This window comes from Neisseria cinerea (assembly GCF_900475315.1).
GTDB lineage: Bacteria > Pseudomonadota > Gammaproteobacteria > Burkholderiales > Neisseriaceae > Neisseria > Neisseria cinerea.
The window spans coordinates 14,629-37,723 of record NZ_LS483369.1; the positions used below are offsets into that span (position 1 = coordinate 14,629).

At 50.6% G+C, this 23,095-nt stretch carries 27 protein-coding genes, 2 tRNA genes, 1 pseudogene and 1 riboswitch; of the genes and pseudogenes, 21 read left to right on the forward strand and 9 right to left on the reverse strand.

Translation table 11 applies throughout. The annotated features are described in order from the left end of the window. Nucleotides 1-171 precede the first annotated feature (171 nt). The 9 genes and pseudogenes from fba to DQM57_RS00100 all read left to right on the forward strand — a co-directional run. Nucleotides 172-1,236 (forward strand): class II fructose-bisphosphate aldolase, encoded by a 1,065-nt coding sequence (fba, locus tag DQM57_RS00055; RefSeq protein WP_002260313.1) that lies wholly within the window; start codon nt 172-174, stop codon nt 1,234-1,236. Nucleotides 1,237-1,255: 19 nt separating this feature from the next. Continuing rightward, complete coding sequence (locus DQM57_RS00060) at nt 1,256-2,215, forward strand: factor H-binding protein (protein WP_111726159.1); 960 nt, start codon at nt 1,256-1,258, stop codon at nt 2,213-2,215. Between the two features lie 146 nt (nt 2,216-2,361). After that, nucleotides 2,362-3,039 carry a tRNA (adenosine(37)-N6)-threonylcarbamoyltransferase complex dimerization subunit type 1 TsaB gene (gene tsaB, locus DQM57_RS00065; RefSeq protein WP_111726161.1) on the forward strand — a complete coding sequence of 226 codons (678 nt, stop codon included), beginning with the start codon at nt 2,362-2,364 and terminating at the stop codon, nt 3,037-3,039. Beyond that, entirely contained in the window at nt 3,036-3,476 is a 441-nt protein-coding gene (rimI, locus tag DQM57_RS00070) for a ribosomal protein S18-alanine N-acetyltransferase (protein WP_111726163.1), read from the forward strand. Before tsaB ends, rimI begins: the two co-directional genes overlap by 4 nt. Further along, complete coding sequence (locus DQM57_RS00075; protein ID WP_111726165.1) at nt 3,470-4,210, forward strand: uracil-DNA glycosylase family protein; 741 nt, start codon at nt 3,470-3,472, stop codon at nt 4,208-4,210. The genes rimI and DQM57_RS00075 overlap by 7 nt, the downstream gene beginning before the upstream one ends. Nucleotides 4,211-4,271: 61 nt before the next feature. After that, nucleotides 4,272-4,913, forward strand: a complete 642-nt coding sequence (pyrE, locus tag DQM57_RS00080; protein ID WP_002223035.1) for an orotate phosphoribosyltransferase — start codon at nt 4,272-4,274, stop codon at nt 4,911-4,913. Between the two features lie 73 nt (nt 4,914-4,986). Then, complete coding sequence (locus DQM57_RS00085) at nt 4,987-5,418, forward strand: MJ0042-type zinc finger domain-containing protein (protein WP_111726167.1); 432 nt, start codon at nt 4,987-4,989, stop codon at nt 5,416-5,418. Nucleotides 5,419-5,612: 194 nt separating this feature from the next. Beyond that, nucleotides 5,613-7,628, forward strand: coding sequence for a prolyl oligopeptidase family serine peptidase (locus DQM57_RS00090; RefSeq protein ID WP_111726169.1), 2,016 nt, complete (start codon nt 5,613-5,615; stop codon nt 7,626-7,628). Between the two features lie 444 nt (nt 7,629-8,072). Beyond that, nucleotides 8,073-8,264: pseudogene (locus DQM57_RS00100) on the forward strand (aminotransferase class IV); the annotation flags it as partial. Nucleotides 8,265-8,308: 44 nt separating this feature from the next. On the opposite strand, the gene DQM57_RS00105 reads toward DQM57_RS00100, so the two are convergent. Together DQM57_RS00105 and DQM57_RS00115 are read right to left on the reverse strand one after the other, a co-directional pair. Then, nucleotides 8,309-9,739 carry a DUF389 domain-containing protein gene (locus DQM57_RS00105; RefSeq protein WP_167395504.1) on the reverse strand — a complete coding sequence of 477 codons (1,431 nt, stop codon included), beginning with the start codon at nt 9,737-9,739 and terminating at the stop codon, nt 8,309-8,311. A 274-nt stretch (nt 9,740-10,013) separates the two neighbouring features. After that, entirely contained in the window at nt 10,014-10,667 is a 654-nt protein-coding gene (locus DQM57_RS00115; protein WP_111726173.1) for an IS1595 family transposase, read from the reverse strand. Nucleotides 10,668-10,719: 52 nt separating this feature from the next. Here DQM57_RS00115 and DQM57_RS09935 point away from each other — a divergent pair, with 52 nt between their 5' ends. Then, nucleotides 10,720-10,845 (forward strand): hypothetical protein, encoded by a 126-nt coding sequence (locus DQM57_RS09935; protein ID WP_267894250.1) that lies wholly within the window; start codon nt 10,720-10,722, stop codon nt 10,843-10,845. A 10-nt stretch (nt 10,846-10,855) separates the two neighbouring features. Here the strand turns inward: DQM57_RS09935 and DQM57_RS00120 are convergent, their stop codons facing one another. Continuing rightward, entirely contained in the window at nt 10,856-11,182 is a 327-nt protein-coding gene (locus tag DQM57_RS00120) for a rhodanese-like domain-containing protein (protein WP_111726175.1), read from the reverse strand. 76 nt (nt 11,183-11,258) lie between these two features. Next, the gene (locus tag DQM57_RS00125) at nt 11,259-11,915 is read right to left on the reverse strand and encodes a protein-L-isoaspartate O-methyltransferase family protein (protein ID WP_111726178.1); all 657 of its coding nucleotides are present in this window, start codon (nt 11,913-11,915) and stop codon (nt 11,259-11,261) included. A 206-nt stretch (nt 11,916-12,121) separates the two neighbouring features. On the opposite strand from DQM57_RS00125, the gene tpiA reads away from it, so the two are divergent. From tpiA to DQM57_RS00145, 4 genes are all read left to right on the forward strand, one after another. Further along, nucleotides 12,122-12,895, forward strand: coding sequence for a triose-phosphate isomerase (gene tpiA, locus DQM57_RS00130; RefSeq protein WP_111726180.1), 774 nt, complete (start codon nt 12,122-12,124; stop codon nt 12,893-12,895). Between the two features lie 6 nt (nt 12,896-12,901). Further along, complete coding sequence (gene secG, locus DQM57_RS00135) at nt 12,902-13,261, forward strand: preprotein translocase subunit SecG (protein ID WP_111726182.1); 360 nt, start codon at nt 12,902-12,904, stop codon at nt 13,259-13,261. A gap of 17 nt (nt 13,262-13,278) precedes the next feature. Further along, a tRNA-Leu gene (locus DQM57_RS00140) sits at nt 13,279-13,364 on the forward strand. A 221-nt stretch (nt 13,365-13,585) separates the two neighbouring features. Beyond that, nucleotides 13,586-13,792, forward strand: coding sequence for an Arm DNA-binding domain-containing protein (locus tag DQM57_RS00145; RefSeq protein WP_231992112.1), 207 nt, complete (start codon nt 13,586-13,588; stop codon nt 13,790-13,792). A gap of 147 nt (nt 13,793-13,939) precedes the next feature. Here the strand turns inward: DQM57_RS00145 and DQM57_RS00150 are convergent, their stop codons facing one another. Next, nucleotides 13,940-14,626: a 7-cyano-7-deazaguanine/7-aminomethyl-7-deazaguanine transporter gene (locus DQM57_RS00150; RefSeq protein ID WP_111726184.1), complete on the reverse strand. Its 687-nt coding sequence runs from the start codon at nt 14,624-14,626 to the stop codon at nt 13,940-13,942. A gap of 74 nt (nt 14,627-14,700) precedes the next feature. Continuing rightward, nucleotides 14,701-15,174, reverse strand: a complete 474-nt coding sequence (gene queF, locus DQM57_RS00155; RefSeq protein WP_002224865.1) for a preQ(1) synthase — start codon at nt 15,172-15,174, stop codon at nt 14,701-14,703. Between the two features lie 4 nt (nt 15,175-15,178). Further along, a riboswitch (PreQ1 riboswitch) is annotated at nt 15,179-15,223 on the reverse strand. Nucleotides 15,224-15,455: 232 nt separating this feature from the next. Between queF and DQM57_RS00160 the strand changes: the two genes are divergently transcribed. From DQM57_RS00160 to rpmG, 4 genes are all read left to right on the forward strand, one after another. Further along, the gene (locus DQM57_RS00160) at nt 15,456-16,628 is read left to right on the forward strand and encodes an HlyD family secretion protein (protein ID WP_111726186.1); all 1,173 of its coding nucleotides are present in this window, start codon (nt 15,456-15,458) and stop codon (nt 16,626-16,628) included. Nucleotides 16,629-16,651: 23 nt separating this feature from the next. Next, entirely contained in the window at nt 16,652-18,178 is a 1,527-nt protein-coding gene (farB, locus tag DQM57_RS00165) for a fatty acid resistance MFS efflux transporter permease subunit FarB (protein WP_107996273.1), read from the forward strand. 254 nt (nt 18,179-18,432) lie between these two features. Continuing rightward, on the forward strand, nt 18,433-18,666 hold the full coding sequence (gene rpmB, locus DQM57_RS00175; protein ID WP_002216391.1) for a 50S ribosomal protein L28: 234 nt from the start codon (nt 18,433-18,435) through the stop codon (nt 18,664-18,666). 28 nt (nt 18,667-18,694) lie between these two features. Continuing rightward, nucleotides 18,695-18,850, forward strand: coding sequence for a 50S ribosomal protein L33 (gene rpmG, locus DQM57_RS00180; RefSeq protein WP_002212306.1), 156 nt, complete (start codon nt 18,695-18,697; stop codon nt 18,848-18,850). 213 nt (nt 18,851-19,063) lie between these two features. On the opposite strand, the gene ubiM is transcribed toward rpmG, so the two are convergent. The 3 genes from ubiM to rplU form a co-directional block, all read right to left on the reverse strand. Next, on the reverse strand, nt 19,064-20,248 hold the full coding sequence (gene ubiM, locus DQM57_RS00185; protein ID WP_039854249.1) for a 5-demethoxyubiquinol-8 5-hydroxylase UbiM: 1,185 nt from the start codon (nt 20,246-20,248) through the stop codon (nt 19,064-19,066). A 244-nt stretch (nt 20,249-20,492) separates the two neighbouring features. After that, entirely contained in the window at nt 20,493-20,765 is a 273-nt protein-coding gene (gene rpmA, locus DQM57_RS00190; RefSeq protein WP_002212328.1) for a 50S ribosomal protein L27, read from the reverse strand. A gap of 27 nt (nt 20,766-20,792) precedes the next feature. Continuing rightward, nucleotides 20,793-21,101, reverse strand: a complete 309-nt coding sequence (gene rplU / locus DQM57_RS00195; RefSeq protein WP_002216394.1) for a 50S ribosomal protein L21 — start codon at nt 21,099-21,101, stop codon at nt 20,793-20,795. 222 nt (nt 21,102-21,323) lie between these two features. Between rplU and DQM57_RS00200 the strand changes: the two genes are divergently transcribed. The 3 genes from DQM57_RS00200 (at nt 21,324) to DQM57_RS00210 (ending at nt 22,841) form a co-directional block, all read left to right on the forward strand. Beyond that, the gene (locus tag DQM57_RS00200) at nt 21,324-22,298 is read left to right on the forward strand and encodes a polyprenyl synthetase family protein (RefSeq protein WP_108043479.1); all 975 of its coding nucleotides are present in this window, start codon (nt 21,324-21,326) and stop codon (nt 22,296-22,298) included. A gap of 4 nt (nt 22,299-22,302) precedes the next feature. Beyond that, complete coding sequence (locus DQM57_RS00205) at nt 22,303-22,749, forward strand: DUF441 domain-containing protein (RefSeq protein WP_003676595.1); 447 nt, start codon at nt 22,303-22,305, stop codon at nt 22,747-22,749. A gap of 20 nt (nt 22,750-22,769) precedes the next feature. Then, nucleotides 22,770-22,841: transfer RNA gene (locus DQM57_RS00210), tRNA-Arg, on the forward strand. Nucleotides 22,842-23,095 lie beyond the last annotated feature (254 nt).

Here is a 23,095-nt window from a genome sequence, read left to right on the forward strand (position 1 = left end):
AATAACATTAGAAACATTATCATAAATCGGAATATCCGAATCCCGAAACGTCAAAACCCGACAAACCTGCATACTGGCATCGTTAATATAAAATCAATGAGCCGTTTATGGTTTTTTGCCGTAAAAAACATTATAATCCGCCTTATTTACCTATTGCCCAAGGAGACACAAATGGCACTCGTATCCATGCGCCAACTGCTTGATCATGCTGCCGAAAACAGCTACGGCCTGCCCGCGTTCAACGTCAACAACCTCGAACAGATGCGCGCCATCATGGAGGCTGCAGACCAAGTCGACGCCCCCGTCATCGTACAGGCGAGTGCCGGTGCGCGCAAATATGCGGGTGCGCCGTTTTTACGCCACCTGATTTTGGCGGCTGTCGAAGAATTTCCGCACATCCCCGTCGTCATGCACCAAGACCACGGCGCATCTCCTGATGTGTGCCAACGCTCCATCCAACTGGGCTTCTCCTCCGTGATGATGGACGGCTCTCTGATGGAAGACGGCAAAACCCCTTCTTCTTATGAATACAACGTTAACGCCACCCGTACCGTGGTTAACTTCTCCCACGCTTGCGGCGTATCCGTTGAAGGCGAAATCGGCGTATTGGGCAACCTCGAAACCGGCGAAGCAGGCGAAGAAGACGGTGTAGGCGCAGTGGGCAAACTTTCCCACGACCAAATGCTGACCAGTGTCGAAGATGCCGTGCGCTTCGTTAAAGATACCGGCGTTGACGCATTGGCTATTGCCGTCGGAACCAGCCACGGCGCATACAAATTCACCCGTCCGCCCACAGGCGACGTATTACGTATCGACCGCATCAAAGAAATCCACCAAGCCCTGCCGAACACCCACATCGTGATGCACGGCTCCAGCTCCGTTCCGCAAGAATGGCTGAAAGTCATCAACGAATACGGCGGCAATATCGGCGAAACCTACGGCGTGCCGGTTGAAGAAATCGTCGAAGGCATCAAACACGGCGTGCGCAAAGTCAACATCGATACCGACTTGCGCCTTGCTTCCACCGGCGCGGTACGCCGCTACCTTGCTGAAAACCCGTCCGACTTTGACCCGCGCAAATACCTGAGCAAAACCATTGAGGCCATGAAGCAAATCTGCCTCGACCGCTATCTTGCGTTCGGTTGCGAAGGTCAGGCAGGCAAAATCAAACCTGTTTCGTTGGAAAAAATGGCAAGCCGTTATGCCAAGGGCGAATTGAACCAAATCGTCAAATAACAGGTTGCCGGTAAACAAAATGCCGTCTGAACCGCTGTTCGGACGGCATTTGATTTTTGCTTTGACCTGCCTCATTGATGCAGTATGCAAAAAAAGATACCATAACCAAAATGTTTATATATTATCTATTCTGCGTATGACAAGGAGTAAACCTGTGAACCGAACTACCTTCTGTTGCCTTTCTTTGACCGCCGCCCTGATTCTGACCGCCTGCAGCAGCGGAGGGGGCGGTGTCGCCGCCGACATCGGTGCGGGGCTTGCCGATGCACTAACCGCACCGCTCGACCATAAAGACAAAGGTTTGCAGTCTTTGACGCTGGATCAGTCCGTCAGGAAAAACGAGAAACTGAAGCTGGCGGCACAAGGTGCGGAAAAAACTTATGGAAACGGCGACAGCCTCAATACGGGCAAATTGAAGAACGACAAGGTCAGCCGCTTCGACTTTATCCGTCAAATCGAAGTGGACGGGCAGCTCATTACCTTGGAGAGCGGAGAGTTCCAAGTGTACAAACAAAGCCATTCCGCCTTAACCGCCCTTCAGACCGAGCAAGTACAAGATTCGGAGCATTCAGGGAAGATGGTTGCGAAACGCCAGTTCAGAATCGGCGATATAGCGGGTGAACATACATCTTTTGACAAGCTTCCCGAAGGCGGCAGGGCGACATATCGCGGGACGGCGTTCAGTTCAGACGATGCCGGTGGAAAACTGACCTACACCATAGATTTCGCCGCCAAGCAGGGACACGGCAAAATCGAACATTTGAAATCGCCAGAACTCAATGTTGATCTGGCCGCCGCCGATATCAAGCCGGATGAAAAACACCATGCCGTCATCAGCGGTTCCGTCCTTTACAACCAAGACGAGAAAGGCAGTTACTCCCTCGGTATCTTTGGCGGAAAAGCCCAGGAAGTTGCCGGCAGCGCGGAAGTGAAAACCGTAAACGGCATACGCCATATCGGCCTTGCCGCCAAGCAATAACCATTGTGAAAATGCCGTCCGAACACAATAATTTACCGTTCGGACGGCATTTTGTATTGCACCGTCCGACGGCATGTCCGAGGGGGGAGATCCCTATTTTCAGGCCAACCGCTATATAATGCCGTCTGAACCAACGAGAGAATACCATGCAAGCTGATTTTAACCGTCCCGTCCTGGCCGTCGATACCGGTACTTCCCGTTTGTCGCTCGCGCTGCGTGCCGACGGCGAAACCCGTCTGTTCCATCAGGAAGTCGGCAGCCGCCAGTCCGAACTGATTCTGCCGGAAATCCGCACCCTGTTCCGCGATGCGGGCATTACCGCCGCCGATTTGGGTGCGGTCGTATACGCACAGGGCCCCGGCGCGTTTACCGGACTGCGTATCGGCATCGGTGTGGCTCAGGGTTTGGCAACGCCGTTTGATACCCCCTTAATCGGCGTACCCTCGCTCGCTGCCGCCGCCTCGCTGCCGCCGCCGCAAAGCTGCATCCTTGCCGCTACGGACGCTCGTATGGGCGAAGTGTTTTATGCATGGTTCGATACGCTGAACTGCCACCGTTTGAGCGATTATCAGGTCGGGCGGGCGGCAGACATCCGGCTGCCGGAGGGATGCGCCTTTTCAGACGGCATAGGCAGCGCGTTCGCGCTGGAAGAGGCCCCGCCGTTCTCAGGCAGGCCGGATATGCCGACCGCCGCCGACTTTCTAGCATTGGCAGCCAAGGGCGGCTATGCTGCCGTCCATGCCGCAGACGCCGGTTTGCTCTACGTCCGCAACAAAATTGCCCTGACTGCCAAAGAACAGGCCGAACGGAGGGCGCGCCCGTGAACATCCGCCGTGCCGTTTATGCCGATTGCGCGGCGCTGGCCGCACTCGATGCCGTCTGCAACCCGTCCGCATGGACGCAACGCCAATTCGAATCCGCACTCGTTTCGCCGTCCGAACAGGTTTTCCTTGCGGAAAAAGACGGCAGGTTGGCCGCCTTTATCGTTTGGCAGAACCTGCCCGATGAATCCGAACTGCACCTGATTGCCACCGCGCCCGAATGCCGCCGCCGGGGTGTCGCGTCCGCCCTGCTCGAATATTGGTTCGCACATCTGCCCGAAGGCACGCAACGCCTGCTGCTCGAAGTCCGCGCGGGCAATATCGGCGCGCACGCGCTATATGCGGCACACGGCTTTACCGATGCGGGCAGGCGGAAAAACTATTACCGTACAGCCGACGGTAAAACCGAAGATGCCGTCTTAATGGAGAAAATATGTTAAGCGCGCGCTACCTCCACCTGCACGAAGCCTTGGGTTTGGGCCCGATGTGGTTGAAACGGGGAGCCGTCGTCCTGCCGTCCGCAACATTGCCGGGAAACCCGACACAAATCCGCCTGCAAAAGCAAACCGTCCTCAGTATTCCGCAGCGTCCGTCCGAACAGCATACCGGTCAGGCACGGCTCAAAACCATGAAAGTGTTGGAAACAACCGCCGTACATACGCGCAAACCCGTGCCTGAAACCGAAACGCCTCTGTCCGGTGTTTCAGACGGCATCGCCCCCGTTCCCGCCGCTTCGGGCATAACCAAACTTGCCGTCGTCAGCCTGTGTCCGCCGACCGAGGATATGGTTTACGGGCAGCTGTTCCACGGCAAAGCGGGTGTCCTGCTCGACAATATACTCAAAGCCGTAGGACTGGATGCCGCTTATGTACACAAGACCAGCTGGGTGAAAACCGCCGCCGTCGGCAACCCGATGCCGTCTGAACAGGCCATCGAGAATGCGTTGGGTCAAATCGCCAGGGAACTCGACGGCTGCCGCGCCCCGGCCGTCCTTTTCCTTGGGCAGGCTTTTGTCCAGACTGAACGGCAAACGATGGTTGAAACTTTGTGCGGCAGCCGTCCCTTCTTCATCATCGACCATCCCGCCCGGCTTTTACGCCAACCCGAACTCAAAGCCCGAAACTGGCAGGTGTTGAAACAGTTGAAACGCGCCTTGCAGGCAGGCGGCAGTTGAAGCAGGCCGCACGGGGCGGTAGAATCACAACTGCATCGCAATACCTGACAGAAAGCAAAAAATGACCGATTTCCGCCAAGATTTCCTTAAATTCTCCCTCGCCCAAAACGTCTTAAAATTCGGCGAATTTACCACCAAGGCAGGACGGCAGTCGCCTTACTTCTTCAATGCCGGCCTCTTTAACGACGGCTTGTCCACGCTGCAACTGGCAAAATTTTACGCACAATCCATCATTGAAAGCGGCATCCAATTCGATATGCTGTTCGGCCCCGCCTACAAAGGCATTATTTTGGCGGCGGCAACCGCGATGATGCTGGCGGAAAAAGGCGTGAACGTCCCGTTTGCCTACAACCGCAAAGAAGCCAAAGACCATGGCGAAGGCGGCGTGTTGGTCGGTGCGCCGCTTAAAGGGCGTGTGCTGATTATCGACGATGTGATTTCCGCCGGTACATCCGTACGCGAATCAATCAAACTGATTGAAGCGGAGGGTGCAACCCCCGCCGGTGTCGCCATCGCGCTCGACCGCATGGAAAAAGGCACCGGCGAATTGAGCGCGGTTCAGGAAGTGGAAAAACAATACGGTCTGCCCGTCGCCCCCATCGCCAGCCTGAACGATTTGTTTATCCTGTTGCAAAACAACCCCGAATTCGGACAGTTCCTCGAACCCGTCCGAGCCTACCGTCGGCAGTACGGCGTAGAATAAAAACAAAGCATATGCCGTCTGAACCGCCTTACGCCTCAGACGGCATCAAACCTGACACACACGAGGAAATACCATGCCCGCCTGTTTCTGCCCCCACTGCAAAACCCGTCTCTGGGTCAAAGAAACCCAGCTCAATGTCGCCCAAGGCTTCGTCGTCTGCCAAAAATGCGAAGGGATGTTTAAAGCCAAAGACCATCTGGCAAGCACGAAAGAACCTATATTCAACGATTTGCCCGAGGCTGTTTCGGATGTCAAACTCGTTCACCGCATCGGCACGCACGCCATTGGCAAGAAACAGATTTCCCGCGACGAAATCGCCGATATCCTCAACGGCGGTACAACCCTGAACGATACGCCGCCTGCGTCTGCCGCCGCCCCTGCGTCCCCCCGGATTGCCGAGCCGTCCGCCGCCCCTGTACGTCAGGAAGGGTTCAACTGGACTATTGCAGCCCTGTTTGCCTTTATCGTCCTTATCATGCAGCTTTTCTACCTCACGCTCTTATAAAAACGCCATGCCGTTTGAACGCTGCTTCAGACGGCATATCGTTTAAATCTTTGCAGGACGGGAATCAAAAACAGACATTTTCAAACCTGCCGCCTATCGGGCGAACAAGACTTCCTCCCATCCTGAATTGCCTTCATCATCATCTGCCTGAATTTCCGATATAATCCGCCTTCCACTGTTCAGACGGCATATTGATGAAATCCTACCCCGATACCTATCTCCATTTCGAAAACCTCGAATCTCCCGAAACGCAAAACTTTGCTGCTGAAGCGAATGACGAAACGCGTGCGCGTTTTTTAGAAAACGACAAGGCGCGCGCATTGTCCGACGGCATTTTGGCGCAGATGCAGGACACGCGGCAGATTCCGTTTTGTCAGGAACACCGCGCGCGGATGTACCATTTCCATCAGGACGCGGAATATCCGAAAGGCGTGTACCGCGTATGTACCGCGGCGACGTACCGTTCCGGCTATCCCGAGTGGAAAATCCTGTTTTCGGTGGCGGATTTCGACGAGTTGCTCGGCGACAATGTGTATTTGGGCGGCGTGTCGCACTTGGTGGAAAAGCCCAACCGCGCGCTATTGACTTTGAGTAAATCGGGCGGCGATACGGCGTACACGCTGGAAGTGGATTTGGAAGCAGGGGAGTTGGTAGAAGGCGGTTTTCACTTTCCGGCAGGCAAAAACCATGTGTCGTGGCGCGATGAAAACAGCGTGTGGGTGTGTCCGGCTTGGGACGAACGCCAGTTGACCGAATCGGGCTATCCGCGCGAAGTATGGCTGGTGGAACGCGGCAAAAGTTTCGAGGAAAGCCTGCCGGTGTACCAAATCGGCGAAGACGGCATGATGGTGAACGCGTGGCGTTATCTCGATCCGCAAGGTTCGCCGATTGATTTGATTGAAGCGTCTGACGGTTTTTACACCAAAACCTATTTGCAGGTCTCAGCCGAAGGCAAAGCGAAACCGTTAAACCTGCCCAACGATTGCGACGTGGTCGGCTATCTGGCCGGACATCTTTTGCTGACGCTGCGTAAAGACTGGAACCGCACGAACCAAAGCTATCCGAGCGGCGCATTGGTGGCGGTGAAGCTGAATCGGGGCGAACTCGGGGCGGCGCAGCTTTTGTTTGCGCCCGATGAAACGCAGGCATTGGAAAGCGTGGAAACGACCAAGCGTTTTGTGGTGGCGAGCCTGCTGGAAAACGTACAAGGCCGTCTGAAAGCGTGGCGGTTTACCGACGGCAAATGGCAGGAAGCCGAGTTGCCGCGCCTGCCTTCGGGCGCGCTGGAAATGACCGACCAGCCTTGGGGCGGCGACGTGGTTTACCTTGCCGCCAGCGATTTCACCACGCCGCTGACGCTGTTTGCGCTGGATTTGAACGTGATGGAACTGACCGTCATGCGCCGCCAGCCGCAGCAGTTCGTTTCAGACGGCATCGAAGTGCGGCAGTTTTGGGCGGTGTCGTCCGACGGCGAGCGTATTCCTTATTTCCATGTCGGCAAAAACGCCGCGTCCGATACGCCGACGCTGGTCTATGCCTACGGCGGTTTCGGCGTGCCCGAGCTGCCGCATTATCTGGGCAGCATCGGCAAATACTGGCTGGAAGAGGGCAACGCCTTCGTGTTGGCGAACATACGCGGCGGCGGCGAGTTCGGCCCGCGCTGGCATCAGGCGGCACAGGGAATCAGCAAACACAAAAGCGTCGACGATTTGCTTGCCGTCGTGCGCGATTTGTCCGAACGCGGCATGAGTTCGCCCCAACACATCGGTTTGCAGGGCGGCAGCAACGGCGGCCTGATTACCGCTGCCGCCTTCGTGCGCGAACCGCAAAGCATCGGCGCGCTGGTGTGCGAAGTGCCGCTGACCGATATGATCCGTTATCCGCTGCTGTCTGCCGGTTCAAGCTGGACGGACGAATACGGCAATCCGCAGAAATACGAAGTCTGCAAACGCTGGCTGGGCGAATTGTCGCCGTATCACAATCTTTCAGACGGCATCAATTATCCGCCTGCGCTCATTACCACCAGCCTCAGCGACGACCGCGTCCATCCCGCCCACGCGCTCAAGTTCTACGCCAAATTGCGTGAAACCTCCGCACAATCTTGGCTTTACGCTCCCGACGGCGGCGGCCATACCGGCAACGGTACGCAACGCGAATCCGCCGACGAACTTGCCTGCGTATTGCTGTTTTTGAAAGAGTTTTTGGGGTAGAAGCAAGCAGCAGGACTGACCGTTTTGTAAAGTTGAGAAACCAAATATTCTTGTTTCGGCAAGTGAAAAGAAGGCCGTCTGAAAAACGAATATTAAAGTTTTTCAGACGGCCTTCTTTTCTTTTAACTTTCAACATGTCCCGATAAAATGGACACTTTGTAAGTGATCATTGATGGAAGACGCAATTATGGCAACCGAACCGAAAAATTATACACGATTTAGAAAATAATTTTAAACAAAACAATATATTAAAACTCAAACAAATCTTTCCTGAAGTCTTTTGCGAAGACCAAATCGACTTTGAGAAACTCAAACTCGTCCTTGGCGCAGAAAACCTTGCCGGTGTGGGCGAACGTTATCAACTCGATGCTGTAGAAACTAGTAGCGTTGTTTACAGTATTTCCAGGAGAATACTGAAACATGAACATGCATAAAAACACCCGTCTCACCCCGTCTCTGGATTTGGATATCCTCAACGGCATCATGCGCCAAGCCGTGTTGCAGCAGCTGCAAACCTACTTGGGCGCGGACACCATCATCGAAACGCACATCACCCGCGACATGCTCGAACGCGCAGAAAAAATCCGCCTCTCCAACGCCTTGAGAGGCGTGTTTGAGGCGGATTTGGTGTACTAGGAACAATCAATGATTTCTCGGAAATGGATAAAGCCCGAAGGCGATTATTCGTTAGACGGTTTATCTGTCTGAGACTTGTGCGTTTGCAATATGCGTACTACCTTACCCTCATAACGCTGGCGTAACCACGCCTGTATCCGCTCGTGATCTTTGGCAGGTAGTGGCTGCTCCAATTCGAGAGAGACAACGACGATATCGTCATATGTATCTGTCTTCGGTTCTGCGTTTTTTTGGCTTTCAGACTGTTCGGAAACAGGCGTTGTTTGCGCTTTATCCCAAGCCAAGCCGCGTCCGACAACGATTTTTTCCGCTTCCGGATATTGGGCTTTTAATTCCTTGAGTACCGCTGCATCGTCGACATCGGAGGCTTTGCCTGCCAGTACGGTATCGATATAGGCCTGCTGCTCTTTCAGCTCATTTTGCTGCTGAACCGGGTTGTTTTGGCTTGCCAGCAATTCTTCGATTTTGGCACCGCTTCCACCCGCATAAACCACGTTCACCTTCGGCGCTTTCACACCTGACGCTTCAAGGCTTTTCACCAGCAAAGCAGAAATTTTCTCGGCATTGCCCGTTCCGTTGACAATCAGACCGACCGTATTTTCTCTATGGTTCAACATCTTACGCAGCACGAAAAAACCTTCCTGTTGCTGCGCAGTGGCAATGGCGGCATTGGCTCTGGTGTTGAAGATCTCCTGACGCACCAGTCCTGATGCCATATAGCCGCTCGGAATCATCACAGCCAACACGACGGCAGTAATAATGATGCTTTGCAACCGGCGTTTGGATTCCGTTACCAACCCCCTGCGCGGCAGCTTGAGCAGCTTGGAAAACAACAAGGTCGAAAAAGCGATGAACACGCAGTTGATGGCAAAAAGATATGAAGCACCGAGAAAGTAGTGCCAGTTGCCATGTGCCAATCCGTAGCCCGCAGTACACAGGGGCGGCATCAATGCAGTAGCAATCGCCACACCTGGTATGGCATTGCCTCCTTCTTTTCGAGTCAGCGCCACAATACCCGCACTACCGCCGAAGAAGGCAATCAACACATCCCAAAGGGTCGGCTGAGTACGCGCCAAAAGCTCGCTTTGCGCCTCTTTAAGCGGGGTTAACAGGAAATACAACGTAGCGGTAATCAAGCTGATGACGACGAATATAATAATATTGCGCACGGCTTGACGGATCAGCGCAGTATCCCCTACCGCCAAACCGTAACCCATACCTACAATCGGCCCCATCAACGGCGAAATCAACATCGCGCCGATCACTACCGCCGTGCTGTTTACATTCAGACCGATACTCGCCACGGCAATGGCAAACATCAATACCCACATATTGGTTCCGGACACCCGAGTATTGGCGCGGATGACGGCATCAATTTTATCGGGATGGGCCTGGTCATGCGCAAGATTGAACACATCTTGCAACTTGGTCATGGCACCATTGTCTTCTTTTGGCTGATTTTCTTGTTCTTGCATTTTCATCCTTAAATCAATCTTAACGATGGTCTCTGAATATTTAATTAACTGGAATTTCGGATACTGATAATTATGCTTTATACTGATTTCAAATATGATTAAGCAGATACCTTGCAGAAGGTTAGCATACACATGAAAACGCTGACAACGCTGATCCTGCGTAGGCCTTCATGAAACCAGCATATGAAAAAACCTTCTCTCAAATCTAATTCCTACTTTTTCAGCAGCAACCGCCATCAAAATTTCTTTAAGGGGCTGTACTAGTAGATTAGCCCTAAATTCTACACCAATCCCGCAGAATTTTAAGCTGTTGAGACGGTGTGCCGAAATTAAATCGAAATTCGCATTCTTTCAAGAACAGCGGGAAAGATTTGCGATCGATTCCGTTGTATTTGCGTAAGACGCGTTTTGCCTGATTCCAAAAACTCTCAATGCCGTTAATGTGGTTCTGACGGTCTGCAAATTCCTTGGAATGGTTGATGCGGTAATGAATAAAACCGCTCACGTCCAACTTGTCGTAGCTGCTCAGGCTATCCGTGTAAACAATGCTGTCCGGCATGATTTTCTTTTTTATGATAGGGAGTAACGTTTCAGACTTGGCATTATCCACCATAACGGTATAGACCCGTCCGTTGCGTTTCAGAATGCCAAAGACAACCACTTTTCCTGCCGCACCGCGACCACGTCTGCCTTTACGCCGTCCACCGAAATAGCTTTCGTCCGGCTCAACAGGGCCCTCAAAAACCTCATCGGCAGCCAAGGCCAAATGATAGTTGATAACCGTGCGGATTTTACGGTAGAACAGTGCTGCCGAATTGGGATGGATACCCAAAATATTGGCGGCAGGACGGGCGGTAACTTCCAGTACAAAAAAACGGAGCAGTTCTTTTTGTACTTTTTTCTTTAATTTGCAGTGTGTTATCTTCATACTTTGAGGGTAATATATCTGCTAATCTAGTACAGACCCCAAAGGAAACCCCATGACACGCTTCAAATACTCCCTGCTGTTTGCCGCCCTGCTGTCCGTGTACGCACAGGCCGATGTTTCTGTTTCAGACGACCTTTTGGAACACCACAGGTACACGCATTTAAGGAATGCCGTCTGAAATATCCGCCTCAATAACGCATCATATTGCCGTCAATCTCGGCCGCCCATGCATCGATGCCGCCCTGAAGGTTGTACAGGTTTTCAAACCCCGCATCGGCCAAATACATCGCCGTATGCAGGCTGCGGATACCGTGATGGCAATACACCACAAGCGGCACGCCGTCGTCAGGCAGCTCGTTCTGCCGCAGCGGAATCAGATTCATCGGGATATGTACCGCTTCGGGCAACGAACAAATCGCCGCTTCTTCATCCGTACGCACGTCCAACAGTCGGAACGCCCGTCCCTCATCCATCCAAATTTTCAGCGCCAACGGCGAGAGTTGTACAATATCCATCGGGTTTCCTTTCCCCAATCAAGCAAAATGCCGTCTGAAACGCAATCTGCTTTCAGACGGCATCACAATCCGAACATCAAAAATTAAAACTGTCGAAAGGATGGGCATCCTTGTCGGTCAAATTGGCCACCAAAGTATCGAACAGCGCCTTCTCTTCAAACGTATCTCCTTGACGCGTAATCAAAAGCGCACGTTGAACAGGCTTGCGTCCTACGATAACCACCATGCGTCCGCCATCTTTTAACTGTTGTTTCAACACATCAGGCACAATATTGACCGCACCGCCGACGTAAACCGCATCAAACGGCGCACCTGCGGAAAGTTCGGTCAATCCGTTATTTTGCACATAATCGATGTTTTCCAAAGACAAGCCGTCCAAAACCGCTTTGGCGCGCTTTTGCTGTTCGGCATCGAGGTCGTCCGAAACCACTTTGCCCGCCAATTTTGCCAAAAGCGCGGTCGCATAGCCCGAGCCCGTACCAATTTCCAGAACCGTATCGTTTTTAGTCAGCTTCAAGCCTTGCGCCAACCGGGCCACGACTTTCGGCTCCAGCATCTTGTGACCGTTGGCAAGCGGCAGTTCCATATCCGCATATGCCAAACCCTGCAAGGCCTCATTGACGAAAAGTTCGCGCGGAATCTCCTCCAATGCGTCCAACACATCAAAATCCAATACATCCCAAGGCCTAACCTGCTGCTCGACCATGTTGAATCGCGCTTTATCAAAATTCATTTTATGCTCCGTCAAGTACCTGTTTTACTCATGACATACATTATAAAACTTCAATAAGCACATCGCCAACCTTCAGACGGCATTACACAAACCGGAAACGAAATAAATCATTCATATCCGCTCCCGTTATTGCTAAGCCACCGCATATCCACTAAACTGCACGTCAACTTCGCATACACGCGGTCAAACAGCAGGGAGCAGACAAGATGTATCACGAAATCGGAATGTGGGATCAGAAATGGGTCATCGGCAACTGGAAAATGAACGGCCGACTCCAGAACAACAATGCACTCATGCACCGCTTCCGCATCATGCCCACCGCCGAACGCGTCCTGATCGGACTCGCAGCGCCGACCGTTTACCTGCTGCAACTGCACAACGCCATGCAGATTGTCCTTAATAACCGTATCCTTACTTGCGCCCAAGATGTCAGCCGCTTCCCCGGTAATGGCGCATATACCGGCGAAGTGTCCGCAGAAATGCTCGCCGATATCGGCACCGACATCGTCCTTATCGGGCACTCCGAACGCAGCCTTTATTTTGGCGAGAAAAACGAAATCCAACGCCGCAAAATGGAAAACGTCCTTAACGCCGGACTTATTCCCCTTTTATGCGTCGGCGAAAGCTTGGAAGAACGCGAAGCCGGTAAAGAACACGAAGTCATCGCCCACCAGCTTTCCATCCTGCAAGGTTTGAACACCAAAAACATCGCCGTTGCCTACGAACCGGTATGGGCAATCGGTACCGGCAAAGTCGCCACCGTAGAACAAATTGCCGACATGCATGCATTCATCTACAAAGAAATCTTGTCTTTGTGCGGAAGCGATGTTAAAATCCGCGCTCTTTACGGCGGAAGTGTGAAAGCGGATAACGCAGCCGACATCTTTGCAGTACCTCATGTAGACGGCGCATTGGTTGGCGGCGCGTCATTATCATATGATTCATTTGCCGCCATTATCAACGCAGCACAAGCCTCGTAGAAAAATATGGAAGCTTTTAAAACCCTTATCTGGATTATTAATATTATTTCCGCTTTGGCCGTCATCGTGTTAGTATTGCTGCAGCACGGTAAAGGGGCTGATGCGGGTGCCACCTTCGGGTCAGGCAGCGGCAGCGCGCAAGGTGTATTCGGCTCTGCCGGCAATGCCAACTTCCTCAGCCGCTCAACAGCTATTGCAGCAACTTTTTTCTTTGCAACCTGCATGGCTATGGTGTATATTCACACCCACACGACAAAACATGGTTTGGACTTCAGCAGCGTACAACAAACGCAACAGGCTCCCAAACCGGCAGTTCCTGTTAAAAACAATACTGAACCTGCTGCACCTATTCCTCAGCAGCAGTAAATAAAAGTTGTTCAAATGCCGACATGGTGAAATTGGTAGACACGCTATCTTGAGGGGGTAGTGGCCGTAGGCTGTGCGAGTTCAAATCTCGCTGTCGGCACCAACACACAAAAACGCTTAGAAATTCTAAGCGTTTTTTCCGTTTAATCTCGTCTAATACCATCAACAAATCTCAATAAATACAAGGCTTTCAGACTGATTGCTATCCTATCATCCTCTTTCTGACTGTCCAACTCCGTCTAATTCATATTAATTGAAGCAACCAAAATTAGGGGGTATGTTTTTCGTGGGTATCTAAAAATACCCCCGAAAACATCCCCTGCTATGCCGTTGAACGATCGTCAAATCAAAAACGCCAAACCCGCCGAAAAACCGTTTAAGCTGAATGACGGCAAGGGCTTGTATCTGTATATCAATACAAACGGCGAGAAGTTATGGCGGTTTGACTTTTCGCATAACGGAAAACGTAAAACGCTTTTAATCGGCAAATATCCGACCGTATCGCCGGCAGCAGTCTTCTTTACTGAATGATGTTTTTGAAACAATTGTTTGTCGACAATATATCGAAAGCCTAATCTGTTCAAAGGCGACATGCCATACGGATTTTGCAATGTTTTAAAATATAAGTTTTTCCTGTTGTCGATTTCAGACGGCCTTCCGATTTCTTAGAACTTGGAATCAGGAATTTTGCATGGGTGTGGGTGGGCGGTTTGGTATTTCTTCTGTCTGCAGAGCGGTCAGTTTTGCGGTCAGGATGTTGAGCAGGATGCCGTAGGCCGGCAGGAAGAAGAGAGTGCAGATGGTGAGTTTGAACAGGTAATCGACAAAAGCGATGCCCTGCCAGTTTGCCGCCATAAATTCATCGCTGCTTGCGTAGAAGGCAACGGCGAAAAATACCAACGTATCCAAGGCGTTGCCGATGACGGTTGATGCGGTCGGGGCAATCCACCACGCTTTCAGACGGCGTAATTTGTTGAATACAAAAATATCAAGGATTTGTCCGAGCGCATAGGCGGCAAAACTGGCTAAGGCGATGCGTCCGACAAAGGTATTGAATTCGGACAGCGCGCCCAAGCCTGTCCAACTGCCGTTGTGGAACAAAACGGAAAAGATGTAGGAAAGCAAAAGGGCGGGGAACATGACCCAAAAGATAATCCGCCGTGCCAAGTGCGAACCAAAAATGCGGACGGTCAGGTCGGTGGCAAGGAAGATGAAGGGAAAGGAAAATGCGCCCCAAGTGGTGTGGATGCCGAAAATTTGGAAGGGGAACTGCACCAGATAGTTGCTGGCGGCGATGATGAGGATATGAAAAAGAACCAGCCAGAAGAGTGCCTTCTGTTGCTGTGCGGCAGTAAATGCGTACATAAAAATCTTTCGGAAAGGGGTTCAGACGGCATATCGTATCGAAGGAATGCCGTCTGAAATATGGGAAGGATGGTTTATTGTGCGTCGTGCTCAAACAGGCGTTTACGCGCCAATGTTTCGAACTCGGTACCTGCTTTGCCGTAATTGGCGAAAGGATGAATGGCGATGCCGCCGCGTGGTGTGAACTCGCCGAATACTTCGATGTATTTCGGATCCATCAGGGCAATGAGGTCTTTCATGATGATGTTGACGCAGTCTTCATGAAAATCGCCGTGGTTGCGGAAGCTGAAGAGGTAGAGTTTCAGGGATTTGCTTTCCACCATTTTAATGTGCGGGATGTAGCGGATGTAGATGGTGGCGAAGTCAGGCTGCCCGGTCATGGGGCAGAGGCTGGTGAATTCGGGGCAGACGAATTTGACGAAATAGTCGTTGTCGGGATGTTTGTTGTCGAATGCTTCGAGAATTTCAGGCGCGTAGCCGGTCGGATATTGGGTTTTTTGATTGCCCAAAAGAGAGATGCCTTGCAGCTCTTCGTTGTTGCGGGACATGAGGGTTTCCTTAGTTTTTTAATGTGGGAGGTTTTCGAACCACGGGCGGCGATTGTAATATAAGTGGTGGTATTTGTGTAGTTTTCTTCGGTTAGTATGGGTAATTGCTTTACTCGGTGATGTGTGGATATAAATAGTTCTGTGAGGTCGGGCTGATACAGTTTGTTTGAATATTCATTCTAAATCATTAACTTGATTGAGTTATTGCTAGGGTATAGAATCCTAATCAATCTTTAATTGGTTTTATTTATATAGTATTAGAAATATTTGGAATTGGAATAATGGCAACACATGCAGATGAAACGACAATTCAAAACAGACAAGAAGCCGATAGCGCAAAAGTCAAACGCAAACGCCGCCTGCTGGTGTTAACGCTGCTATTTGCGCTTGCCGCCGTCGCTGCCGTATCGGCGTTTTTTTTATGGTGGCAGCACGAAGAGGAAACGGAAGATGCTTATGTTGCCGGACGTGTGGTTCAGATTACGCCGCAAACGGGCGGTACGGTGCGGAAGGTGTTGCATGATGATACGGATGTTGTGAAGAAAGGCGATGTGTTGGCCGTATTGGACGACGGCAATTATGTGTTGGCGTATGAACGGGCAAAAAATGAGCTGATTCAGGCGGTGCGGCAAAACCGCCAGCAAAATGCCGCCACTTCTCAGGCGGGGGCGCAGGTTGCTTTGCGCCGAGCGGATTTGGCACGTGCGCAGGATGATTTACGCCGCCGGTCTGCTTTGGCAGAATCGGGAGCGGTATCCGCCGAAGAACTGGCACATGCCCGTGCGGCAGTGTCTCAGGCTCAGGCGGCAGTTAAGGCGGCTTTGGCGGAAGAATCTTCGGCGCGTGCGGCTTTGGGTGGTCAGGTTGCTTTGCGCGAACAGCCGGTGGTTCAGACGGCAGTCAGTAGGTTGAAAGATGCGTGGTTGAACCTTCAGCGGACGCAAATCCGCGCGCCGGTGGACGGTCAGGTGGCAAAGCGTTCGGTGCAGGTCGGGCAGCAGGTGGCGGCCGGTGCGCCGCTGATGGCGGTGGTGCCGTTGTCGGATGTGTGGGTTGATGCCAATTTTAAAGAGACGCAGTTGAGGCGCATGAAAATAGGCCAGCCGGTCGAGCTGGTGTCGGATTTATACGGTAAACAAACCGTTTATCGCGGCAGGGTGGCAGGGTTTTCGGCAGGTACGGGCAGCGCGTTTTCGCTGATTCCGGCGCAAAATGCCACGGGTAACTGGATTAAAGTGGTGCAGCGTGTCCCTGTCCGTATCGAATTGAACCGTGAAGATGTGGACAGGCATCCGTTGCGCATCGGTTTGTCGATGACGGTAAAAGTGGATATTTCCGCCGCAGGCGCACCTATTTCAAAAACGCCGGATGCCGTGTTGCCGGAAACTGAAGGCACGGATTGGTCGGAAGCCGACAGGCTGGTGGACGAAATTCTCGAGCAATACGCGCATTGATGCCGTCTGAAACGGAGGACACAATGGATTATCCACCGCTTAAAGGTGCGGCATTGGTATGGATTACGCTGTCTTTGGGGCTTGCCGTATTTATGGAAGTTTTAGATACGACTATCGCCAATGTCGCCGTTCCCGTTATCGCCGGCAACCTCGGTGCGGCAACCACTCAGGGGACGTGGGTTATTACTTCTTTTGCTGTGGCAAACGCCGTTTCCGTGCCGTTAACGGGATTTTTGGCAAAACGTATCGGCGAGGTCAAACTGTTTACCGCCGCCGCCGTCGGTTTCGTCATCACATCGTGGCTGTGCGGTATTGCCCCCAACCTTCAGGCTTTGGTAATTTTCCGCATCTTGCAGGGCTTTATCGCCGGGCCGCTGATTCCCTTGTCGCAAAGCCTGTTAATGGCATCCTATCCGCCTGCAAAACGGACGCTGGCACTGGCATTGTGGGCAATGACCGTCGTTGTCGCCCCTGTTCTCGGGCCGATACTCGGCGGTTGGATTTCCGGAAACTGGCATTGGGGTTGGATTTTCTTCATTAATATCCCTATCGGTATCATATCGGCATGGATTACATGGAAACATTTGAAATATCGGGAAACGGAAACCGTTAAAATGCCGACCGACTATGTCGGGCTTACATTGATGGTAGTCGGTATCGGCGCGTTACAGATGATGCTAGACAGGGGTAAGGAACTCGACTGGTTCGCCTCTGGAGAAATCATTACCTTGGGCGTAGTCGCACTGGTGTGCTTGTCGTATTTTATTGTTTGGGAATTGGGAGAAAAATATCCGATTGTCGATTTATCGCTGTTTAAAGATCGGAATTTTACCGTCGGCGTAATAGCCACATCATTGGGTTTTATGGTGTATATGGGGACGCTGACCCTGCTGCCGTTAGTGTTGCAGACCAACCTGGGCTATACCTCCACGTGGGCGGGGCTTGCTGCCGCACCTGTCGGCATCCTTCCTGTTTTCCTGTCACCCATTATCGGCAGATTCGGCAACAAGGCCGATATGCGCCTGCTCGTAACTGCCAGCTTCCTGACCTTTGCCTTTACTTTCTATTGGCGTACGGATTTTTATGCCGATATGGATATCGGCAACGTCATCTGGCCTCAGTTTTGGCAAGGTGTCGGTGTCGCCATGTTTTTTCTGCCGCTGACGACCATCACCTTGTCACACATGAAGGGAGGGCAGATTGCCGCTGCCAGCAGCTTGTCGAATTTCTTGCGCGTGCTTATGGGCGGTGTCGGCGTATCATTCGTCAGTACCCTGTGGGAACGGCGTGAAGCGTTGCACCATACACGCTTTGCCGAACACATCACGCCATATTCCGCGACGTTGCATGAAACGGCCGCTCATTTGTCCCAGCACGGCGTTTCCGACATTCAAACCGCAGGTATTATCAACAATACCATTACCCAGCAGGGTTTCATTATCGGCTCGAACGAAATCTTTATGGCGGGCAGCTTGTTATTCATTATCATGATACCCGTCATATGGCTGGCAAAACCGCCGTTCCACAATAATGGAGGGGGAGGGCATTAATACTCCCTGCCTCGACTAAAATGCCGTCTGAAAACACATGTGGAAACATGTTCGGACAGTATTTAGAATGCAGGCATCTGCGAAATCCGCTATAATCGCATTCCGTCTGTTTCGTATCGGCAAACGTTTCCCGAATGCAACAATCGGCAGGATAATTCGCGTAAAACAGCCGTTTTTCTCTAAAACACTTGAACTAACACTGTTTTTCGTGGTATAAATTACGTTTTACTATTTTAGAAGTTTGGAGACTGACCATGGCACGAGTTTGCAAAGTGACCGGTAAGCGCCCGATGTCTGGCAACAACGTATCACACGCCAACAACAAAACCAAACGTCGTTTTTTGCCTAACTTGCAATCACGTCGTTTTTGGGTAGAAAGTGAAAACCGCTGGGTTCGCCTGCGCGTTTCTAACGCCGCTCTGCGTACCATCGACAAAGTAGGCATTGATGTCGTATTGGCTGATTTGCGTGCTCGCGGTGAAGCTTAATTTAAACCCTTAGTTAAGGATTACTGCAATGCGCGATAAAATCAAACTGGAATCCAGTGCAGGTACTGGTCATTTCTATACCACTACCAAAAACAAACGCACTATGCCCGGCAAATTGGAAATCAAAAAATTTGATCCAGTTGCCCGCAAACACGTAGTGTATAAAGAAACTAAACTGAAATAATTTCCGTTTGGCAAACAAAGCCTCCGATTGTTCGGAGGCTTTGTTTTTAAGTATTGTAAATTTCTTATTTTCAGTCGGTGTCAGATGATATTGTGTAATCAGTCAACTTATACAGGGTAATGGATTTGTCTGTCGAACTTGAACGGCAATATAGCAGGCAGTCAAATAAAATGCCGTCTGAAATATGTTCAGACGGCATTTTTTATATGATTTTTAACCGGTCAGTTGTTTAGTGATCAGTTTCTTCAGTGGCGGGAAATTGTTGCTGGCACGCAATACCAAGCCGCGCAACAGTTTTGCTGGTGCGGTCTCATTGGTAAAGAGTTTCAGCATCATATTGGTTCCGTGATAAAGCGGCTGGGCATGCAGCATATGTTTGTTACTGTATTTTTCCAATAATGAAGATGCACCGATGTCTTGACCGCGCTGCTCGGCTTCGATAATCAGTTTGGCCAAGATGTCCGCACTGGAAAGTCCGAGATTAAAACCGTGTGCTGTTACAGGGTGCATACCCACAGCCGCATCGCCGATCAGCGCACTGCGTTTGCCGTAGAAACGTTTGGCAATCATGCCGACAAGGGGGTAATGGTGGATGCTGCTGACCAGTTCCATGTCGCCAAGCCTACCCTTGAGTTGTTCTTTTACGCTTGCGGCCAATTCTTCAGGCGAAAGGTTTTGAACGCTGTTGATTTTATCGGTATCGACGGTAATGACGGTATTGGTCAGGTGCTCTTCCAGTGGCAGCAGTGCGATGGTGCGTCCGTAATGGAAGCATTCGTAAGCGGTATGCTGGTTGGAAAGAGTATGTTTCATGCGGCAGACGAACATGGTTCGGCTGTAGTCGTGCATATCTGAAGAAATGCCGAGTTGTCGGCGGGTTTGTGAGAAACGGCTGTCTGCTGCCAAAAGGAGACGCGCGGTCAGAATGTCTCCGTTTTCCAAAAAGACTTGCGCTTCATTATCAGATGTTTTGACTTCTTTAACGGCCGTATCGGTCAGAATGGTAATGTTGTCGAGTTGGGATACGACTTCGTAGGCGGCGCGTCGGATATTGTGGTTGGAAATCAAATAACCCAGGCAGTCAGCAGGCTCGCCGCGTGCTTCGGTTGGTTGAGGGAAGTGGAGTTGGTAATCGGAGCGGCCGTTTAAGACTTTTGCATCACGAAGGGGGTAAATTTCATTTTCGGGAATTTTGTCCCACATACCCAGACGCTGCATGATTTCCCTGGAGAAATGGGTCAGGGCGATTTCACGTCCGTCATAGGGAGGATTTTGTAAGACGGAAAGGGGGCTGCGCTCGATCAAGGTGACTTTCAGGCCGCTGCCGGCAAGTTCTGCTGCAAAACTTAAACCCGCCGGACCTGCGCCGACGACGAGGATGTCGCTGTGTAAACTCATGGAATATCCTTTGTATGAGACGTATGCCGATAATTTCAGGCGGCATTTGAGAAATTTGAATGTCGTCTGACCCATCTGTAATAGATAGGTGATTATATCAAAACCCGTTGTTGATGAAATATGCGAAGTATGATGTATGCGGTTTTTTACTTTTGGTTTAATGTGCGTCAAATAGGGAGGGTAATGGAGGATAAACGCAAAAAAAGCCGCATCGTGAAAAGATGCGGCTTTGTGTTCGGTTAAATTATTCTTCAGAACCAGTGTAAGGGCGGATGCTTACGGTTTTACGGTTCAGTGCGCCTTTGGTTTTGAATTCAACGTAACCGTCGACTTTAGCAAACAAAGTGTGGTCTTTGCCCATGCCTACGTTGTCACCTGCGTGGAATTTAGTACCACGTTGACGAACGATGATAGAGCCTGCCGGAATCAGCTCGTTGCCGTAGGCTTTGACGCCCAAGCGTTTGGCTTCTGAATCGCGACCGTTGCGGGTGCTACCGCCTGCTTTTTTACTTGCCATTTGTAATACTCCTGAACTTACTTGAAATTAGGCGATTGCCACGATTTCGATTTGGGTGAAATTTTGGCGATGGCCTTGGCGTTTTTGGTAGTGTTTGCGACGACGCATTTTGAAAATGCGTACTTTCTCGCCACGACCATGTGCAACGACTTTAGCTGTTACTTTCGCGCCTTCGATAAAAGGTGCGCCTACTTTTACAGATTCGCCGTCAGCAATCATCAAAACTTCAGTCAGTTCGATTTGGCTGTCGAGTTCGGCTGGTATCTGTTCTACTTTCAATTTTTCGCCAACGGAAACTTTGTATTGTTTACCGCCGGTTTTTACGACCGCGTACATACTCAACTCCATGAGAATTAGGTTAACATTCCGCACACCATTATGCGGAACTCGAAATTATATTGCTATTTATTTGTTTCGTCAAAATTTTGTGTTCCAGGTAATCTTAATGCCGTCTGAAAGATGTGCCGTAATGGCTTTACTGATATAATCTTACGTTATTTCAAATTAGCTTTAAGCGGTATTTGCCGTTTGATGGAAGCGTAAACCTGAGAGTCTGCCATGCTCGAAAATCTGCCTTATTTCCAGAAACACCTGTCTGAAGACCTTGCCAAAGTCAATGAAGTTATCAATCGGGCGGTACAGTCTGATGTTGCGCTGATTTCGCAAATCGGTACATATATTATCAGCGCAGGTGGCAAGCGGTTGCGTCCGATTATGACGATTCTGGCAGGACGGTCAGTGGGATACGACAATGAGAAACTGTATTCGCTGGCGGCAATGGTTGAGTTTATCCATACTTCAACGCTGCTGCACGATGATGTAGTCGATGAAAGCGATTTGCGTCGCGGAAGAAAGACGGCAAACAACCTGTTTGGTAATGCCGCTGCGGTTTTGGTCGGTGATTTTCTTTATACGCGTGCTTTTCAATTGATGGTCGGTTCCGGCAGTATGCGTATTTTGGAAGTAATGGCGGACGCAACCAATATTATTGCCGAAGGCGAAGTCATGCAGCTGATGAACATCGGCAATACGGATATTACCGAGGAAGAATATATTCAAGTAATCCAATATAAGACGGCAAAATTGTTCGAAGCAGCCGCACAGGTCGGCTCGATTTTGGGAAATGCCCCTCCTGAATGCGAACAGGCGTTGAAAGATTACGGCATGTATGTCGGTACTGCTTTCCAAATCATTGATGATGTACTGGACTATTCAGGCGAAACCGAAGAAATCGGCAAAAACGTCGGTGACGACTTGGCGGAAGGAAAGCCGACCTTGCCTTTGATTTATTTGATGAGGCAAGGGTCTGAACAGGTTGCAAACGATGTGCGCTTGGCTTTGGAAAATGCCGATCGCAGTTATTTTGCAAAAATCCATGAGTATGTCGTCCGTTCGGATGCGTTGGCATATTCGATAGGGGCGGCGCGTAAAGCAGTCGATTGTGCAATTACCGCTTTAGATGCCTTACCTGACAGTGAGGCGAAAGAAGCGATGATTCGGTTGGCGCAGGAATCTTTAGTCAGGGTGTCTTGACCCGATGAATGTTAGTTTTGTTTCCCTATTTTTAGTTACGCTGATTTTTCTGGGAGTAATCAGCCAAAACAATTCGATTACGATTTCGGCAACCGTATTGCTGCTGATGCAGCAGACAGCATTGGTGCAATTTGTCCCTTTGGTTGAGAAACACGGGTTGAATATCGGTATCATTTTTTTGACTGTCGGGGTGTTGAGTCCGCTGGTTTCCGGTAGGGTGCAGGTGCCGCCGGTTGCCGAGTTTTTAAATTTTAAAATAATAGCCAGTGTCCTTATCGGTATTTTTGTGGCTTGGCTGGCCGGACGTGGCGTATTTTTAATGGGGCAACAGCCGGTGTTGGTGGCAGGTCTGTTAATCGGCACGGTTATCGGGGTTGCGTTTATGGGCGGTATTCCTGTTGGCCCGCTGATTGCAGCAGGCATCTTGTCTTTTGTTGTCGGAAAGGTTTAAAATCTCCCTTTTCATTTTGGCTCGCCATAGTTCAATGGATAGAACGTATGCCTCCTAAGCGTAAAATACAGGTTCGATTCCTGTTGGCGAGGTTTAATGATTTATATTGATAAATTTTCCGTATTTAGAAATGTATGATAGGAAGCCTTTCAGTATTGGAAGGCTTTTTTGTTGGTTGGAAACGTTTTTTGCTTGAGAAACCGACCGTTAGGGCGATAGAATTATAAATTGTCTTTTGGGTTCTAAAGGGTGTGCCGGTTTTTGGGTGGTTTTTATTACTGTTCTGTACAGTTGTTTGATGATAAAAGTTGTATCGGTATAACAATAAATAAAATTAGGGGTAGGT

Coding starts and splice junctions, on each gene's coding strand:
- DQM57_RS00085 (WP_111726167.1), top strand. CDS start 4,987: ATGCCCGCCTGTTTCTGCCCCCACTGCAAAACCCGTCTCTGGGTCAAA.
- fba (WP_002260313.1), top strand. CDS start 172: ATGGCACTCGTATCCATGCGCCAACTGCTTGATCATGCTGCCGAAAAC.
- tpiA (WP_111726180.1), top strand. CDS start 12,122: ATGTATCACGAAATCGGAATGTGGGATCAGAAATGGGTCATCGGCAAC.
- DQM57_RS00145 (WP_231992112.1), top strand. CDS start 13,586: ATGCCGTTGAACGATCGTCAAATCAAAAACGCCAAACCCGCCGAAAAA.
- DQM57_RS00115 (WP_111726173.1), bottom strand. CDS start 10,667: ATGAAGATAACACACTGCAAATTAAAGAAAAAAGTACAAAAAGAACTG.
- DQM57_RS00200 (WP_108043479.1), top strand. CDS start 21,324: ATGCTCGAAAATCTGCCTTATTTCCAGAAACACCTGTCTGAAGACCTT.
- rpmA (WP_002212328.1), bottom strand. CDS start 20,765: ATGGCAAGTAAAAAAGCAGGCGGTAGCACCCGCAACGGTCGCGATTCA.
- farB (WP_107996273.1), top strand. CDS start 16,652: ATGGATTATCCACCGCTTAAAGGTGCGGCATTGGTATGGATTACGCTG.
- DQM57_RS00105 (WP_167395504.1), bottom strand. CDS start 9,739: ATGCAAGAACAAGAAAATCAGCCAAAAGAAGACAATGGTGCCATGACC.
- DQM57_RS00060 (WP_111726159.1), top strand. CDS start 1,256: ATGCCGTCTGAACCGCTGTTCGGACGGCATTTGATTTTTGCTTTGACC.
- tsaB (WP_111726161.1), top strand. CDS start 2,362: ATGCAAGCTGATTTTAACCGTCCCGTCCTGGCCGTCGATACCGGTACT.
- DQM57_RS00205 (WP_003676595.1), top strand. CDS start 22,303: ATGAATGTTAGTTTTGTTTCCCTATTTTTAGTTACGCTGATTTTTCTG.
- DQM57_RS00160 (WP_111726186.1), top strand. CDS start 15,456: ATGGCAACACATGCAGATGAAACGACAATTCAAAACAGACAAGAAGCC.
- DQM57_RS09935 (WP_267894250.1), top strand. CDS start 10,720: ATGACACGCTTCAAATACTCCCTGCTGTTTGCCGCCCTGCTGTCCGTG.
- pyrE (WP_002223035.1), top strand. CDS start 4,272: ATGACCGATTTCCGCCAAGATTTCCTTAAATTCTCCCTCGCCCAAAAC.
- ubiM (WP_039854249.1), bottom strand. CDS start 20,248: ATGAGTTTACACAGCGACATCCTCGTCGTCGGCGCAGGTCCGGCGGGT.
- DQM57_RS00150 (WP_111726184.1), bottom strand. CDS start 14,626: ATGTACGCATTTACTGCCGCACAGCAACAGAAGGCACTCTTCTGGCTG.
- DQM57_RS00125 (WP_111726178.1), bottom strand. CDS start 11,915: ATGAATTTTGATAAAGCGCGATTCAACATGGTCGAGCAGCAGGTTAGG.
- rpmB (WP_002216391.1), top strand. CDS start 18,433: ATGGCACGAGTTTGCAAAGTGACCGGTAAGCGCCCGATGTCTGGCAAC.
- rplU (WP_002216394.1), bottom strand. CDS start 21,101: ATGTACGCGGTCGTAAAAACCGGCGGTAAACAATACAAAGTTTCCGTT.
- DQM57_RS00075 (WP_111726165.1), top strand. CDS start 3,470: ATGTTAAGCGCGCGCTACCTCCACCTGCACGAAGCCTTGGGTTTGGGC.
- secG (WP_111726182.1), top strand. CDS start 12,902: ATGGAAGCTTTTAAAACCCTTATCTGGATTATTAATATTATTTCCGCT.
- DQM57_RS00090 (WP_111726169.1), top strand. CDS start 5,613: ATGAAATCCTACCCCGATACCTATCTCCATTTCGAAAACCTCGAATCT.
- DQM57_RS00120 (WP_111726175.1), bottom strand. CDS start 11,182: ATGGATATTGTACAACTCTCGCCGTTGGCGCTGAAAATTTGGATGGAT.
- rpmG (WP_002212306.1), top strand. CDS start 18,695: ATGCGCGATAAAATCAAACTGGAATCCAGTGCAGGTACTGGTCATTTC.
- queF (WP_002224865.1), bottom strand. CDS start 15,174: ATGTCCCGCAACAACGAAGAGCTGCAAGGCATCTCTCTTTTGGGCAAT.